The sequence below is a fragment of the Rhizobium leguminosarum genome (assembly GCF_001679785.1).
In the GTDB taxonomy this organism is placed as follows: domain Bacteria; phylum Pseudomonadota; class Alphaproteobacteria; order Rhizobiales; family Rhizobiaceae; genus Rhizobium; species Rhizobium leguminosarum_R.
The window spans coordinates 167,586-182,751 of record NZ_CP016288.1; the positions used below are offsets into that span (position 1 = coordinate 167,586).

Annotated in this window: 12 protein-coding genes and 1 pseudogene; 5 read left to right on the plus strand and 8 right to left on the minus strand. The window is 59.4% G+C overall.

Translation table 11 applies throughout. The features are described 5' to 3' along the window. Positions 1–72: 72 nt before the first annotated feature. The 3 genes from BA011_RS31180 (at position 73) to BA011_RS31190 (ending at position 2,682) form a co-directional block, all read left to right on the plus strand. Positions 73–579, plus strand: coding sequence for a ProQ/FINO family protein (locus tag BA011_RS31180; protein WP_065283694.1), 507 nt, complete (start codon positions 73–75; stop codon positions 577–579). A 359-nt stretch (positions 580–938) separates the two neighbouring features. Then, on the plus strand, positions 939–1,775 hold the full coding sequence (locus BA011_RS31185) for a type IV toxin-antitoxin system AbiEi family antitoxin (protein WP_064251027.1): 837 nt from the start codon (positions 939–941) through the stop codon (positions 1,773–1,775). Beyond that, positions 1,765–2,682: a nucleotidyl transferase AbiEii/AbiGii toxin family protein gene (locus BA011_RS31190; protein WP_065283695.1), complete on the plus strand. Its 918-nt coding sequence runs from the start codon at positions 1,765–1,767 to the stop codon at positions 2,680–2,682. Before BA011_RS31185 ends, BA011_RS31190 begins: the two co-directional genes overlap by 11 nt. A gap of 260 nt (positions 2,683–2,942) precedes the next feature. Here the strand turns inward: BA011_RS31190 and repC are convergent, their stop codons facing one another. The 6 genes from repC to BA011_RS31225 form a co-directional block, all read right to left on the minus strand. Beyond that, positions 2,943–4,157, minus strand: a complete 1,215-nt coding sequence (repC, locus tag BA011_RS31195; RefSeq protein ID WP_065283696.1) for a plasmid replication protein RepC — start codon at positions 4,155–4,157, stop codon at positions 2,943–2,945. 155 nt (positions 4,158–4,312) lie between these two features. Beyond that, positions 4,313–5,338 carry a plasmid partitioning protein RepB gene (repB, locus tag BA011_RS31200; RefSeq protein ID WP_065283697.1) on the minus strand — a complete coding sequence of 342 codons (1,026 nt, stop codon included), beginning with the start codon at positions 5,336–5,338 and terminating at the stop codon, positions 4,313–4,315. Continuing rightward, complete coding sequence (repA, locus tag BA011_RS31205; protein ID WP_065283698.1) at positions 5,335–6,549, minus strand: plasmid partitioning protein RepA; 1,215 nt, start codon at positions 6,547–6,549, stop codon at positions 5,335–5,337. Before repA ends, repB begins: the two co-directional genes overlap by 4 nt. Before the next feature lie 436 nt (positions 6,550–6,985). Next, a protein-coding gene (locus tag BA011_RS31210; protein ID WP_130718853.1) for an IS3 family transposase occupies positions 6,986–8,133 on the minus strand; the annotation gives its coding sequence in 2 pieces (ribosomal slippage) (positions 6,986–7,884 and positions 7,884–8,133; 1,149 coding nt in all). Positions 8,134–8,832: 699 nt separating this feature from the next. After that, the gene (locus tag BA011_RS31220) at positions 8,833–9,750 is read right to left on the minus strand and encodes a recombinase family protein (protein WP_065283699.1); all 918 of its coding nucleotides are present in this window, start codon (positions 9,748–9,750) and stop codon (positions 8,833–8,835) included. Between the two features lie 546 nt (positions 9,751–10,296). After that, the gene (locus BA011_RS31225; protein WP_065283700.1) at positions 10,297–11,454 is read right to left on the minus strand and encodes a site-specific integrase; all 1,158 of its coding nucleotides are present in this window, start codon (positions 11,452–11,454) and stop codon (positions 10,297–10,299) included. Between the two features lie 124 nt (positions 11,455–11,578). Between BA011_RS31225 and BA011_RS31230 the strand changes: the two genes are divergently transcribed. Then, entirely contained in the window at positions 11,579–12,532 is a 954-nt protein-coding gene (locus BA011_RS31230; protein ID WP_065283701.1) for a DUF1403 family protein, read from the plus strand. Between the two features lie 2 nt (positions 12,533–12,534). Beyond that, a complete protein-coding gene (scpB, locus tag BA011_RS31235; RefSeq protein WP_065283702.1) occupies positions 12,535–13,224 on the plus strand; it encodes an SMC-Scp complex subunit ScpB in 690 nt (229 codons plus the stop codon). A gap of 19 nt (positions 13,225–13,243) precedes the next feature. Here the strand turns inward: scpB and BA011_RS31240 are convergent, their stop codons facing one another. Together BA011_RS31240 and BA011_RS31245 are read right to left on the minus strand one after the other, a co-directional pair. After that, positions 13,244–14,290 (minus strand): TniQ family protein, encoded by a 1,047-nt coding sequence (locus tag BA011_RS31240; RefSeq protein WP_065283703.1) that lies wholly within the window; start codon positions 14,288–14,290, stop codon positions 13,244–13,246. Beyond that, positions 14,287–15,164, minus strand: a pseudogene (locus BA011_RS31245) (TniB family NTP-binding protein). The gene BA011_RS31240 and the pseudogene BA011_RS31245 overlap by 4 nt, the downstream one beginning before the upstream one ends. Positions 15,165–15,166: the final 2 nt, after the last annotated feature.

Consider the following 15,166-nt stretch of genomic DNA (forward strand, 5'->3'; position numbering starts at 1 on the left):
TGTGCGCAGCGATCAAGGATCCAGACTATCGCAGAACCACCACGCAGGAAACGATAGAGGGGCTGAGACGATATGACGAAACCTTGGATGGTCAGCCGTGGCCCAATCGTGGCAGCAGATATCGATATCCGGAAAGCTGAGGCGATTAATGCCCTGCTTGTCCGTCCGATCGGTATCCTCCCTAGCAAACTTGGCGATCATATCCGACCTTTCGCAATTGGCCTTTTTGAGGAAATACGCGCGCTCCTGAAGCCGGGTGTTGGTGTGACGACGCTGCGGCGTGCTGTAGCCGCCTTCGTGCATTCAAAGCGTTACTACTTTGCGAGCGCCCAGCCGGACTCCTTCCGCCACGACATTGATGGCAGACAGTTAGAGCCAATGAGCGACGACGACCGTATGACAGCACAGAACCGCTTTCTGGCGCTGAAGCAAAAGACGGCCGCCGACGCCGATGGCAGGTCCGATTCGTCTTCTTCCTCCCCTCCCCCCGCTGCGTCGGCGATGACGAAAAGCGAGCAGATACGCGCGGCCCTTCTTGGCAGAGGCAAGTCGCAGCGCTCCTCGTCAACCGCTTTCTGATCGGCGAACAATGACCGTTACATCTTGGTTGCTAGAGACTGGCGACTTATCCAATCAGGTTCGGCGTGCTTTATCTTGACGAACATGGTCGAAGCACATCTGGCGTCCCGGTCCGGGCGTTCTGCTTCGTGAGTACGAAAGGGAAGGATCGCAAGATCGAAGCCTGCATTTTCTGCGCGTGGCCATGAAGAACTGTCGCGCCTTCCTACAGCCTTGGGCAAAATGGCTTCAAAACGAACGATGACGGGCGGGCTTCACCGTCGCCAGATCGGCTTTGAAAGTCCGTTTGGAACGGACACTTTTCCTCTTTTATAAAGTCTCCTTGCGCACCACTTTTAAAGGTGCCATTTTTGTCCGTCATGAGCGAACAAAAGCGCGATAAGTTAAAGTCGATGCTGGATGAGGTCCCGGCAGGCTTCATCGTGGATTCTGCATGGATGCGGAAAATGGAAATCCGCCGGAGTTCGACACATGACTATCTCCGCCGAGGCTGGCTCGAGCCCGTCATGCATGGCGTTTATCGGCGTCCCTCGGGGCGGGATGGTTCGGCAGAAGAACGCATCGACTGGCGCATTGCGGTCATGTCTGCACAGACGATCATGAATTACCCGTTCCATATCGGCGGCCGCACGGCGCTCGGACTTCGCGGGCATGTGCATTACCTGGCGCTAGGGGCCGCCGAAAAAATCTTCATCTATGGCGATGCTCCCCGATGGCTCGCGAACCTCCCCACCAATGGCCTCCCCGTCCTGCGCAGCACGCGACTCTTCAAGACGGCAAATCTTGGGATCGAACCACTGGCGGCTGAACCGGACGGCAACGCCATCCTGTTTCTACAGAACTGGACGATACGCGCTTCAACGCCGGAGCGGGCCATCCTCGAAGCGCTGGACGAACTGCCGGACAACGAAGGCTTTCATAACCTCGATACGATCTTCGAGGGTCTGACCAACCTGCGCCCGCGCCGTATCACCGAGCTTCTGGCCGACTGCACCAAGGTCCAGGTGAAAAGGCTTTTTTTCGTCTTTGCCGACCGCCACGAGCATGCTTGGCTCAAGCATGTCGACCGATCGATCATCGATCTTGGAAGCGGCGACCGATCATTCATCAAGGGCGGGAAACTGCATCCCACATACCGTATCACCGTTCCGGAAGAGTATCTTCCTGGGAAGCCGGAGGGCAACGATGGCCCGTGACCAGTATATTTCCCAGCTCGAGCTCCTCGTCCAGGCTTTGCCGATGATTGCCGACGAACCAGTTTTCGCCTTGAAGGGCGGAACCGCCATCAATCTCTTCTACAGAGATCTCCCGCGTCTCTCGGTCGATATCGACCTGACCTACCTTCCGCTCAAACCAAGGGACGAGAGTTTGGCCGAAATCGACGCGGCCCTCGACCGGATCGCTGGGGAGGTCGAAAGGATCAAGGGTGTCCGGGCTACGCGAATAGCGGGCGGTGGCGGCGGCGATACGCGCGTCGAGGTGAGGCGGGGCCAGACCGCAATCAAGATCGAAACCTCTCCGGTCGCCCGCGGCACGGTGCACCCCGTCGAACGACGCAGAGTCAGCGAGCGAGTCGAAGATCAATTTGGTTTTGCAGAAATGCAGGTTGTCGCCTTCGAAGACCTCTTCGGCGGCAAGATGCATGCAGCGGTCGATCGCCAGCATCCGCGCGATCTCTTCGATATCAAGTTGCTTTATGAAAACGAGGGACTGACCGACCCGCTGTTTCGCACCTTCCTCGTCTACGTGGCGAGTTCCGGACGCCCGCCCCACGAATTGCTGCAGCCCAATAGGGCCGACGTCGCGCATGTCTTCAATCAAGAATTCGATGGGATGACAATCGAGAAGGTCTCGCTGGACGAATTGCTGGACGTCCGGGAGCGGCTCCTGAAGGACATCCAGGCGCGCCTTGATGACAAGGCCCGCACGTTTCTGCTGTCCCTTCACGATGGTGACCCCGACTTCGAGGTTATCGGCTTGCCGCACGCCCTCGCCTTGCCGGCCGTCCGCTGGAAGATCCTCAACCTGCAAAGACTAAAGAACGACAATCCGCCGAAACACGCCGAACAGCGCGGGGAGATCGAGCGCCTCTTCACACGATGATGGGCCTTTAGCCGATCTGTAGGATCGATGATCCGAGACTGGCTCGCTTCTCCTACCGCCAGGCGCCGCGCCTATCGGAGATCACCCCTCGGTCTTCCTCGAAGGCCGTACTCCCAGCTGGTGATTTCGCTGCAAAATATCGAAATTCAAAAATCAAACGACTACAAGGGTTTAGGAGCGTTGGTCGCGACCAACTTTTCTACGGAGCCTTTGGGAGGGCAAACGTCACCGCGGTTCTCTTCGAAATGGCCCGGCCGCCCCTACCCCGCTCTCGTTTGCGCCAGACCATTCGCCTTCAACAAGGCCATGATCATGGGTCCCAGTGAAAATTCGCCTCGCTCAGACCGCCGCGTGAGATCCCGCAAGTATCCGCCCGGAGAATTGATCATGTTTGCTCGCTCCAGGATGCCGGCAACCGCGACCGCCGCATTTTCCGGCCCCATGATCTCACACGCCTCCTGATACGCCGACGGGCTGATCCCCAGCATCGACCGGGCGACGATGGCTGCGGACATCAACTCGCGCCAGGTCCCGATCGCGCCGCCGGCCCCATAATCGATAACCTGCGGGCAGGCCTTCAACACCAGGCCGAGAGGGAATGCCTTCAACGGTTCTCGCTGGATTCCATCCGCCCCGCTCGACTTTGCCCCCTGCTCCTTTCTAGAGCTAGGTTCAAAGTCATTAAAGGATTCGGGATTTGAATTCTGTATGTGACGCTCAATATGGGCAGCATTGCCGCTGGGATTTTCTGCTTTCTCCTGATTTTCCAGCCGGTTGAGCACTTCCTCTTTCAGCATCTGCATTTCTTCGAGGATTGCGCTTACGTCAGCAGGCGTTGGCGTGCGTGGCAGTCGCGCAATCAGCCCTACATAAATGCCTTCGATCGCCTGCCAATCGCCTGCCGCTCCTTCTTCCATGGCAGCCGAAATCAGCTTGCGCACGTCGCGCCGGCAGATCGTCAGATTCTCCTTCATCCTTTTGAAGGCGGCGCGCTCCGCCACGATCTGCTGCGCCAACATGGCGAGCTCTTCCGCGCGATACAGCAATGGCGAAAGATCGAAACCGAAGGCGCTCTCGATGTCACCCGTGTGGTCTCTGCGTACGTAGCGCTTACCGTTGGCGCTATCTTTTCGAACGATCAGGCCGGCCTCAACAAGCGCCGCAAGATGCCGTCGGAGGGTGGAACCCGCCATGCCATGGGCACGCAATGACAGCTGAGCGTTCGACGGAAAAACGATGAGCGGCGCGTCCTGACGCAAGTCATTTTCCGGATAGAAGCTCAGCAAGGCGTCAAGCACCGCCAGGCTGTTCGACTGAATTCCCAGCAGCGTCATTGCCGCAGAAACGTCGCGAAAGACTTTCCACTTCTCTGCCGACTTCCCCGCCTTGATCTCGGCAACAGCTTGCTGCCGTCTAACCAAGGCAAGTGAAACCGGCCGCCGCCCAAAGGGCGTCGTCACACTTCCCGTTTGCATCGTCTCTTACCTTTCAGCAGGCAATAGAAATTTGCTCACCAAATCGGTGCCAAAGACTCTTGACGAGGATTCGAGGAAATGCGATTCTGTTCGTGCTAAAGAGACAGAAGGGCTTCCGCGACGGCAACGTTGAGGGGGCTCTTTTCTTTTGCGCGTTACGCTTCCTTCTTCTGTTTCTGTTTCGCACGGTGCGCTTCATAAAGCGTCGGCAATTGCTCGAGCACGAAGGCCGCAAAGTCCGGCGTCGCCTTCCGATCGATCATGATTTCCACCTTCGCCTTGCTCTGCTTCACCTGCGCCAGGCGCTCGCCAGCAGGGCTCGCCATGACCTCAGGGAGACCGCGTTCCAACCGGCGCGGCTTCAGATGCGCAATCAGCGCCTTGAACCGGTCGGCGGATTGAAGCGCCTGAAATTCGCTGGAAAGCACACGTTCGAGGACGTTGTCGGCCGAGGAAGCCTTTTCGATCAGATCGGCCAGTTCCTGCCAGCTTCTAAGGCCGATGCCGGGGGCAGGGCCGATGGCATCGATCAGGTCCGCGGGAAGAGCTTCGATGATGGAGAGCATCTTGGAGAGATCGCCCTTGTCGACGGACATCGATGAGATGATCACGTCTCGAGGGAACCGTTCCTTCAGACGGGCGGCAAATCGCGCTTTCTCAATAAAGGAAAGATCCTGGCGCTCGTTATTTTCCTGGCCTTGGGCAACGACCAGTTGCTCGTCCGTCAGGTCGCGAACAACCGCCTTAACCGCCAGGCCGAGTTCGGTCACCGCGCGTAAGCGGCGATGACCGAAGGCAACCTCATAGCGGCCGGACTGTTGCGGGTGAGGGCGCACGAGGATCGGCACCTGTTGGCCCTGTTCCTTGATAGACGCAAGCAGCCCATCAATGTCGCCCGGCATCCGGTCCTGCATGAACGAGGGATCGATGACGTTCGTATCGAGATCGATCACCGCCTGGCCCTCTGCAAGACGCCGTTCGATTTCTTCGGCTCGTTCCACGCGATCGTTCTGCTCGCGCAAAGCATTGCCGATATTGGCGGTCAGCTTTGTCGCCGGGTCTCGGTCCTTGCGAGCAACGCCGAGAAGCGGCATGGTTCGGCTCTTTGCCAATTGCGGGTCGTGCGGCGAGGGCGCGGCAGGTACGGTTGCGGAAACGCCCAAAATGTCCTTTCGGCTCATGTGGATCTACCCCACGCTTTTTTGATCAAAGATTCGATCTCGTCATTGACGGCATTCATCGCCTCCAAGGCGCGATCGTATGTCGAACGCGTGAATTGGCCACGCTCGACTTCGAAGAGTGTCTGGTTTGTGAGCCCGGCATCGGAGACAGCAGTCGTCTTCAACATCGGAAAATTGAGCACGTTCTCGCCGAAGATCGATCGGAGGTAACCGACCATCTGGTTTTGTGGGCCGTCGCTCGGCTCGAAGCGGGTGATAAGATACCGCATCCAGTTGAAGTTGAACCTGGCGCCGGCATTTTCGATTTCCCGCAGCAGGTTTGACGTCATTGCCAGAAACTGGTTCATCGACATGACATCGAGCATCTGCGGATGCACAGTCACCAGGATCGACGTTGCGGCGGTCAGCGCCGAAAGCGTGAGATAGCCGAGTTGGGGAGGGCAGTCGATGACGACGACGTCGTAATTGTCCGCGATGTCCTCGATGACCTGGCTGATACGCCCGTAGAAAAGCGTATCGCCTTCCTTGCGGCTCATTAGGGCGCGCGGTGTGTCGTGCTCGAACTCCATAAGCTCAAGATTGCCGGGAATGAGATGGAGATCGGGTATGTACGTTCCCCGGACCACCTCTTCGATCGGGCGCTGCTCTTCATCGTAGCGAATGGCGCCGTAGAGCGTTTCGTTCGGACCAACATGAATTTCCGGCTGGTTGCCGAACAAGGCGGACAGGCTTGCCTGGGGGTCGAGATCGATCGCGAGCACGCGATATCCCCGCATGGCAAGATATTGGGCCAGATGTGCCGACGTCGTGGTCTTGCCCGATCCACCCTTGAAATTCATCACGGAGATAACTTGCAACTGCTCGCCATCGCGCCGGTGGGGCAGGTAGCGCCGATTGCCGCGGCCCACCTGATCCATATGCTTCCGAATCTGATGGATATCCTCGATCGAAAATATACGACGGCCGCCCGCACCCGTACTGACGTTCAGTTCCGGCATGTCTGACGCGATTTGGCGAAGATAGGATTCTTTGACGCCGAGAAGCTTGGCGGCCTCCGACGGTCCAAACCCTCGGATCCCTTTCTCTGCAGACGGCGGAAAGACCTTGACATGATGCGCTTGCAATTGTCCCGACAGGGCCTCAGCATGCCGCTCCATCAAAGCGGTCAATCCTTCGATTTCCGGCGCTGTCTTTGCGGCGTTTTTCGCCATCTCATAACCCGTTTCCTGCCAGTGGCGGTTCGAAGCGAAAACTCGAAAGATTTCCGCCGATGGCAATAGGCCCCGATTCTGTCAGCCGGGCAAGAGTTTTTTGGTTAACAAGCAGTTAATACACTGACGGTGTTCTTCCTGCGAAATCGATGATTTCGAGCCTCGCATCCAGGGAAAACAAAGAGATATCTAGCTTCGCGAGAGAAACTGCGGTTCCTCGCCGGCGTTGGAAAAGCGCAAGCCAAAGTGCTCGCTTTATCCAGCCGTCGTAACTCTTGCCGCGGAACGCGTTGGGGACCTCCGCCGAATCGACCTGTGTTGCCAACGAACTCTATCCCCTGCGGAGCAGAGCAGCGAGGGGAGCTCTCACTCAAAAGCGTCATTGCGGCTATCGCAGAACTCCGTATGGCCTGCTGCCGGTTTATCGGACACGAGGTTAAGCTAATCCCACCTTTGTTTCAAAGTCATTGGGGCTGAGATAGCCCAGTGTCGAGTGGCGACGCTTCGGGTTGTAGAAGCGCTCGATGTAATCGAACACATCGGCTCTGGCGTCATTCCTCGTGCGATAAACCTTCCGTGCCGTTCTCTCCGTTTTCAGTGAGGAGAAGAAGCTCTCCATTGCAGCGTTGTCCCAGACATTTCCAGAGCGGCTCATCGAGCAGGTGATGCCGTGATCTCCCATGAGGCGCTGGAACTGCTCGCTGGTATATTGGCTGCCCTGGTCGGAGTGATGCAGCAGAGCATCTGGTTTTCCTCGACGCCATATCGCCATGATCAGCGCATCTGTGACGAGTTGGGCTGTCATGTTGGCATTCATCGACCAGCCGACGACACGGCGTGAGAACAGGTCGATGACGGCTGCGACATACAGCCAGCCTTCCGCGGTCCAGATATAGGTGAAGTCAGCCACCCATTTCTGGTTCGGACGGTCTGCCACGAACTGGCGGTCCAGCACGTTAGGCATGATGACGGCACGGTCACCGGCATCCTTTGGCAAGCCACGCCGCCTCGGTCTTGCCCTGAGCGCATTCAAGCGCATCAGCCGCTCAATACGATGGAGGCCACAGGATAACCCTTCCTCCAGCACATCGTGCCAGACCCGTCGGGCACCATAGGTGCGGTCGCTGGACTGGAAACTCTGCTTGATCCTTTCCAGCAGGACCTCGTCATGGCGTGCATGTTCGCTCGGAGAACGATTGAACCAGGCGTGGAAACCTGAACGAGAAACTCCCAGCGCTTCACAGAGCCATGCCACCGGCCAGATCGAGCGGTGCTTTGCAACGAACGCGAACTTCATATCGCGTCCCTGGCAAAGTAGGCTGCGGCCTTTTTTAGGATATCGCGCTCTGCCTTCAGCTTTGCGACTTCACGACGGAGCCGCTCGATCTCAAGCTGCTCCGGCTTCATTTGCCCTTTTCCAGGAAAGGATTGGCTGGGATCGTCGCCGTATTCCCGAACCCATTTGCGCAACACATTCTCGTGGACATCAAGATCACGGGCAGCCTGCGCAACGGCAACCCCACGCTCCCTGACCAGCTTCACCGCCTCAAGCTTGTACTCGCGGCTGAATATTCGTCTTTGCATTCATGCTCTCCGGTTTCAGGAGGAACACCTTAACCTCGTGTCCATGAAACCGGCAGCAGGCCAGTATTCTGCGACGTTGCAAAAGTCGGGAAACAAGTATCGTTTTAATCGGGAGTTTTGCGAATACAGATGTAGATCATTTTTCGCCCTCTTGCCCGCGATGATCTCCGTGACCTGCGCACATGGTTTGAGGATGCGGAGCTATCGCGCCGGCTGTCATTCCCGACCGATGAATGGTTTGCCTATGTGACGGCTGGGGCGGCTGCCTGCTGCTGGGTGGCACTGGACGCCGGCAGAACCATTGCCGTAGTGCAGGTTGATCGGGATGATTCGGGGCGAGGCTATCTTGACCTTGCCGTGTGAGGCGTTTGCGCAAGTGGGCATGCGTCCTCTCTGATCGTCAAAGGTGGCCAACCGCAACGCCAGCGCGATCAGAGTCAGCGTTCTGCGTTGCCTAAGACCAATCCGCGGCTTCCTTCCCACGTTCGCAAAGCCTTTAGGGAATTCGAGCTTAGGTCCACCGTCCCAGATTCCCGGGCCCCTTTATCGACTCAGCTGACATCAGTCCTGAAACTCCGCCCGGAATCGAATACCGGCAGCTCGCCCGCGACATTATCCAGAGCCAAGACTGGAAATCTCTGCCGCCGAAATCAGGCAGGGCAAGAAGCCGCGCAATCGGTAGGTTGATGCTCCGTGCTCTCAACGACGGATGAGACCGAACCGATGCGCCTCATCCAGCAGGTCACGGACAGATGATGGCTGCCATTTGCGTCCGCCGCGCGCCGGGCGCTCTCCCATCTGATCCAGTTGGCTGGCAATGTCGCGCAGCGACAGGCCGGGATCGGCAATGGCAATCGCTGCAACGAGCTTCATCAGATGATCTTCTGGCGCGCGGCGCGGCGAGCGCACCAGTAACTCGGGCTCGGCCAACTTCTCCCGCACCATGCGATGCACGGCGCGACGTAGCCTTTCCACCGTCCAGTCATGGCCTCGACGGTTGAGAACCCGCACGACATTGTCCCAGCTATGCTTTGGGCGAAGTTGCCGAACGGTGGGGAGCCAGGTTTGGGCAGAGGAAATCAGTTCATCGAGATAGAGTTTTTCCCGGGCCTTCGACACCGCCTTGATCGCTTCCGGTCGCCGCTCCCGAAGGCCTGGATTGCCTGGCAGCTTGCCGCGGGCCTTTGCTGCCTTGATGCCGGCCCTGGTTCGCTCAGCGATCAACGCTCGCTCGAGCTGCGCGACGGCACCAAGGACCTGGAGAGAAAACATCCCCTGGGGCGTGGACGTATCGATCGGATCGCGGATCGACCTGAAATGAACGCCGCGGTCTTCGAGATCCTCGATCACCTGCAGGAGGTGGCTGACCGACCGGGCCAGCCGATCAAGGCGGACTACGACGAGGATGTCGCCAGCAGTGAGCTCTCCGAGCAGTCTCGTCAGAACCGGCCGCGCTCGTGATGCGCCGGAGCCGTGCTCCTGAAAAATTCGTTCGCAGCCGACGGCGCGCAGCTCGTCCATCTGAGCGTCATGAACCTGATCTTCGGTCGAGACGCGTGCGTAGCCGATAAGGCGCTTCAGAGCTGGCGATGGATTGGCGGCTTGTCGTTTTGCCATATGTTTTTTCGGGCTTTTTGTGGTGCTTTGTACAGATAATGGATGCGTGAGAAAACGACCAGATGCAAGCGTGTTTTAGAGGATAAATGGAGCCCCACCAGACTCAATACGCAGTGCAGAATGAGCGTGGGTCTCCGGGAGCTGCAAAACGTGCGCAGGCGGCGCTCTGCGGCGAAAATGCCAGAAAATAAGGAGATCGGAGGAGGGGAGGGCCATGAAAGCCCGTTAGAGCGAGAGGACCACGGAGAATTCTACGCTCATCGGCAGGGGAGGGCTGCTCTAAACGGCCTCAAGAGCGAAGACTGTTCCGCCGAACCTCGCCGAAATTTACGAAAAAGGCCGGAAAACCAAGCGTTTCCCGTCGTCCAGGACGACGGACATTGCTGATTTGCGGCTCCAGATCAACAACCATCGATAAACGTTTGTTATCGATGGTTAGAGCACCAATGTGGCTTTTACTTCCCGATTTCAATTGAAGCGCTAAGCCTAAAACTTGGCACCCAATTTTTGACCTAACGGCTTCACGCCGGGCAGGGGAGGGGCCCGTCAAAGTCCGGATGCCTTGGTCAGATTCACCCGGAACCGGTCCCGCCGCCGCTGATATTTTCGGGTCATCTCGGCAGACGCGTGGCCCAGCTGCTTCTGCACGTAGCGTTCGTCGACTTCAGCGGAGGAGGCAAGCCCGGCCCGCAGCGAGTGGCCTGAGAACTTTTCCGCACGCTCGGTCTCGGTAAGGTCGGGGCGCACGCCGGCAGCCAGGGCCGCCTTCTTGACCAGGCGCGCCACTTCCTGATCGAGCAGCCGGTCGGGGCCGACATCCTTGCCTTGACCGGTGACCCGCCGAAAGAGGGGGCCGTGCGCAATCCTTGCAAGGTTGAGCCACGTCTGCAGCGCGACGACGGGGCAGGTGGCGTCCGAGGAGCCGCGACCGATTTCCACTTCGCGCCAACCGCGTTTTCCCCGGACCGTGACGACCATGCCCTTGTCGAGGATCTCGATCCAGCCACGGCTGTCCTCCGTCTGGTCGCGGCCGACATCGAGCCCGACGATCTCGGAGCGCCGCAGCCCGCCGGCAAAGCCGATCAGCAGCATCGCCCGATCGCGCAGGCCCCGCAAGGTGCCGCGGGGGAGCGTTTCCAGCATGGCGATCAGGTGTTCGGGCAGCACGGCTTCCTTCTGCCGGGGAGGAGCGGCATGGGTGTTGCGGATGCCGGCAAGCACTGTGGCGATATGGCGATCCTTGCGGTCCAGCGGCGTGCCACGCTGGGCATAGTTCCAGGTGATCGCAGACAGCCGCCTCTCGATCGTCGTCACCGAATTCGGCTTGCGGCCGGCGATTGCCGCACCCGAGGCGGTGACTGCGTCACTGCCACCGGCACAGGCGGTGATGTAGAGACCGACGGTTTGCGGGTTGGGCGGCAGGATCTCCAGCCCTTGGCGGCGGCACCATCCGGAAAAATGCTTCCAATCGGAGGCATAGGCCTTGCGGGTGTTGGCGGAGCTGGCCGCCTCGACATAGCCGCGGGCACGGTCGGTGAGATCCTGCAGATGGGCCGGCATGCCTGCGTCGGCATCCGGAAGAGGGGAGGGGAGACCGGCCGACGCCTGCGGCGCGGAAATGTCACCGTCGGCGGCCGTGCTGAGAGACGGAGCAGAGCTCGCCTCGGCGTGAATTTCGCTGTTTTGCTCGATGATTTGCGTCATTCTTCTATAATGACAGAAATGAACGATAATGGAAGTTTATCGTTCGTTTTTATGTATCGACATAGCGTGCAGTTATGAGAACATATACTCGCTTAAACCGCACACCTGATGTACACTCTGCCGCATGGATTCGCTCGTCACGCCGTCACCGATAATCCCGACCTGGCCGCCGCGCCTCCCCGAATGGGCAGTGGCGGGCGGGCGAGAGATGACGGAAGCGGGCGCCGCTTTCGCCTCTGGCATCGCATTGAAATCACTTGACGATCTCGTGCGCTCCGAGCCGGCCTGGGCCGGCTGCTGGCGGTCCCGCCAAGCCCTGAAATGCGCTGTGGCCGCAGTGCGCCTGATGGGTCGTATCGAGGACGAGACGGCGCTCCGTGACGCTGTGCTCCTCATCGCGGCGGGCGACGATCCCGGCCCTGCCGGCAAGGTGTTTTCGGCCTACAAAAGGCTATCCGCGCGAAAACCCGGATTTTCGTCGAAGCTCGTTGCCGAATTGGCCGATTTTATGGAATTCGGCTGGGACGATCACCTCGCCGCCGCGGTCGAGCATGCCGGCGCCGCGCTGCAGTCCGGCCGCCCGGCGCCCTTCGCCGCAGCGGAGCTGATGACGAAGATTTATGCCGAGCGACCGGATGCTGAAGTGCTCGCCTGGGCGCTGGCCGACGTGCTGATCGCCGCGATGCTGAAATGGCCCTTTCCCCTGCCTCTGCTGATGACCGAACGTTATGGACCGGCGTTCCGGACGATCGGAGGGAGGGGACGGGTGCGGCCCGGCGATCAGGCCTTCCCGCGGGCCGTCTGCCTTGCCCTGGTCGACAGTGCCAGCACAGCGCTACGCTCCGCGTCGGAAATCGCCCGCCGGGCCGACCAGCTTCTTGCAGTCGCGCCGAAGCTGCGCACCAAGGGCGCCGAGGCCGTCATCCGCAAGCTGCTCGGTGAGGATGCCATGCCGGCATCCTCACCGAGCGCTGGTCTCTCCCGCTGGGCCAGCACGCGATTGTTCGAGCGGCTCGAAGGTTTTGGGGCGGTGCGCGAATTGTCCGGCCGTTCGTCCTTCCGGATTTACGGGTTGTGAGCATGGCGGGACAGAGCGCAGCAAAAACCAGGCGCCGGCGGGACAAGGATCCACAACACGAGCTGCTGTTCGACCGCGAGCTGGAGGATCTTCCGGCGGAATTGCGCTGGCGCGAATGGATGCTGCGGGTCGAGGCAGTGGTCTTTGCCTCCGCCGAGCCGGTGACCCGCGAGACATTGGCGCGAGTGGTCGGTAAAGATTGCAGCATCGATCTGCTCATTGATGATCTGCGCGAGGAACTCAGTTCCCGGCCGTATGAACTGGTGTCGGTCGCCGACGGCTGGCAGCATCGGACCCGGGTGCGGTTTTCAGAGACGATCCGCGCCTCGTCGGCGCCAACGCGGGGAGGCGCGGCGCCACTGTCGGAATTCGAGGCGATGGTGCTGATGGCGGTGGGATACTTTCAGCCAGTCACGCGGGCAGAACTGTCGAAGATCTTCGGCAAGGAAGTATCACGCGACACGATAGGAGCCTTGCGAGGGGCGGGTTTTATCGCATCTGGCCCCCGCAGTCCGACGCCCGGTGCGCCGTACACCTATGTGACCACGAAGCATTTCCTCTCCGCTTTTGGCATGGAGACGCTGCGCGATCTGCCTGACCTGGAGCGATTGGAGGATGCCGGTCTGCTCAGCCGGCAGGCGCTTGAGGAGACCGCCACCGGTACGCCCGAGAGTGATGCTCTGGAGGAGTGAAGATGCTCTGCAAGCTTCGTTACGTTCCAATCAGTTCCTGCACCAGGCGACGGCCGGGACCTGGGCTCGTTCTGGCATAGGCGCCGAGCAAGTCCAGAAGCTCTATTCCCGATTCATTGCGCTCTGATACCATCGGCCGTCCTCTTCTTCGACCGAGCGCATTCGCAAGCAGCTCGGTCCAGGCAGAATGATCATTCGTCGGTGGAATCAAACGCCGCAAACGGTGTTCCTTGCGGTCCTTTTCATCATCCGTCGCATAATCCACCGGCCATTCACTTGGGCTGGTGAGACGTTCGGCGCAGTATGTCCGCGCCGCTGTCGACAGACTGGAGAGCATCATCGTTTTGTAGTAGCCGCCAGCAGCACTGGGCATGTTCAGCAGGCGACGAATGAGCGCAGCGCCCAATGGAGAACGGCCAATTGCTTCCAGACTGCAGATGTTGTCGATGCATCGATCCAGCGCCCTCGTCGCTGGGCTGATGTACGGAACCGGTGCGCGGCGCAAGTCGTAGCCGCAGGCGACGCAATAGTGTTGCGGCACGAGTCCGGCCTGGTCAAAAACCGTAATGCGGCCATTGCAGGACGGACATCGGTCGCGCAACCTACAGCCATGCTGTGTGCATGAAACCCGTGTGGCCAGTCGCCATCGACGCCGAAAATATGGTTGCGCATCCTCAGCCAAACAGCGGCTGCAGAACTGCAGCCAAGCAGAACCATCGCGATGCCCGTTGCAGCGCAGCGGCAACAGAAGTTGCCCCGGCAGATCTCGCGACAACGTCATTACGGCGAGCTGATCGGGGGCGACACCTGTTTTGGTGTACAGCAGGTTTGCGATGTCGGCCGGGAGCTTTAGATCGAGGGCTGCCGACCACATTCCTGGATTAAGCCCGAGCACACGAACGAAGGCTTTCGGGGGGACCCCATTGGCGTAGGCAAGCCGATGCAGCCAGCTCGACAGTAATTCCTCCGGCTGCGGCATCACCGTGACCGGCCACCGGTCAGCAACGACGTTATGATACCGTTCGCGAATGCTGATTGTCGGCGCGTGCGCGTCGACCGTTCTCATAGAAGGCTCTCACGCAGGGCCGAGTTGCGCCGTTGCGAGATCGGCACGTAGCGCAGCTCGCTGATGCTGGCTTTGCTGATGCGCTCGCTCCCTGATCTGACCGCGGCGATGGCAGCTTTGGTGACGACGGTGATAATTTCGCCGATCAAGCCTTCAGAGAGATCGAATATCCGCCGCGCCAATGCTTCGTTCGACAAATCTGAGCTCTTTGCGAGCGGCAAAGCGGCTTCGAGGCTGTCGAGCAACATGAGATAGCTCTCGGCATATTGCCACCGGGGGACTGCCACCAGGTCGAAGCGGCTCGCCATCTCGCTGGTCGCGTTGATGAAGTCGCAGACGGCTACCTCTCCGATCAACACCGGCGAGATGTCGTACTGGCGGCCAATCCGCCGCAGGAAAGCGAAGACGGCTTCGACGTCGCAGGCCCGGCCCGTAACGCATTGTGAAACTCGTCGAAAATCAGCACCCTCGGCTTTAGGATGGACAGCAAGTGGTCGAGCTGCTCTGCCTTGCGGCGAAGATCCCATATCTCTCCGCCTGGAGCGCGCAGCGCCTGCAGAATGCTGGCATAGAAATGGCCGAGGCCGGCGCCTTCGCGTGTCTGGACCATCCATACTTTTTGCTCGGGTCCGGTTCTCAGGTGCTCAACAGCGAACCGCTCGGCGATCATCGTCTTGCCGTTGGCGTAGGGACCGACCAACATCAGCCCCTGGGTTCGCAAAGACGGCGGTCGTTCCAAGAGTTCGGCCAGCCGCCGATGGCTATCCTGGGCGATATGATGCCCGATCCACCGTGGCGCCCGGATATAAGCAATTCTCTCGTCTTGATCACGGTCAAGATACGGCCGGACATGCTCGAGCAAATGATCCGCCATGG

Coding starts and splice junctions, on each gene's coding strand:
- BA011_RS31180 (WP_065283694.1), top strand. CDS start 73: ATGACGAAACCTTGGATGGTCAGCCGTGGCCCAATCGTGGCAGCAGAT.
- BA011_RS31185 (WP_064251027.1), top strand. CDS start 939: ATGAGCGAACAAAAGCGCGATAAGTTAAAGTCGATGCTGGATGAGGTC.
- BA011_RS31190 (WP_065283695.1), top strand. CDS start 1,765: ATGGCCCGTGACCAGTATATTTCCCAGCTCGAGCTCCTCGTCCAGGCT.
- repC (WP_065283696.1), bottom strand. CDS start 4,157: ATGCAAACGGGAAGTGTGACGACGCCCTTTGGGCGGCGGCCGGTTTCA.
- repB (WP_065283697.1), bottom strand. CDS start 5,338: ATGAGCCGAAAGGACATTTTGGGCGTTTCCGCAACCGTACCTGCCGCG.
- repA (WP_065283698.1), bottom strand. CDS start 6,549: ATGGCGAAAAACGCCGCAAAGACAGCGCCGGAAATCGAAGGATTGACC.
- BA011_RS31220 (WP_065283699.1), bottom strand. CDS start 9,750: ATGGCAAAACGACAAGCCGCCAATCCATCGCCAGCTCTGAAGCGCCTT.
- BA011_RS31225 (WP_065283700.1), bottom strand. CDS start 11,454: ATGACGCAAATCATCGAGCAAAACAGCGAAATTCACGCCGAGGCGAGC.
- BA011_RS31230 (WP_065283701.1), top strand. CDS start 11,579: ATGGATTCGCTCGTCACGCCGTCACCGATAATCCCGACCTGGCCGCCG.
- scpB (WP_065283702.1), top strand. CDS start 12,535: ATGGCGGGACAGAGCGCAGCAAAAACCAGGCGCCGGCGGGACAAGGAT.
- BA011_RS31240 (WP_065283703.1), bottom strand. CDS start 14,290: ATGAGAACGGTCGACGCGCACGCGCCGACAATCAGCATTCGCGAACGG.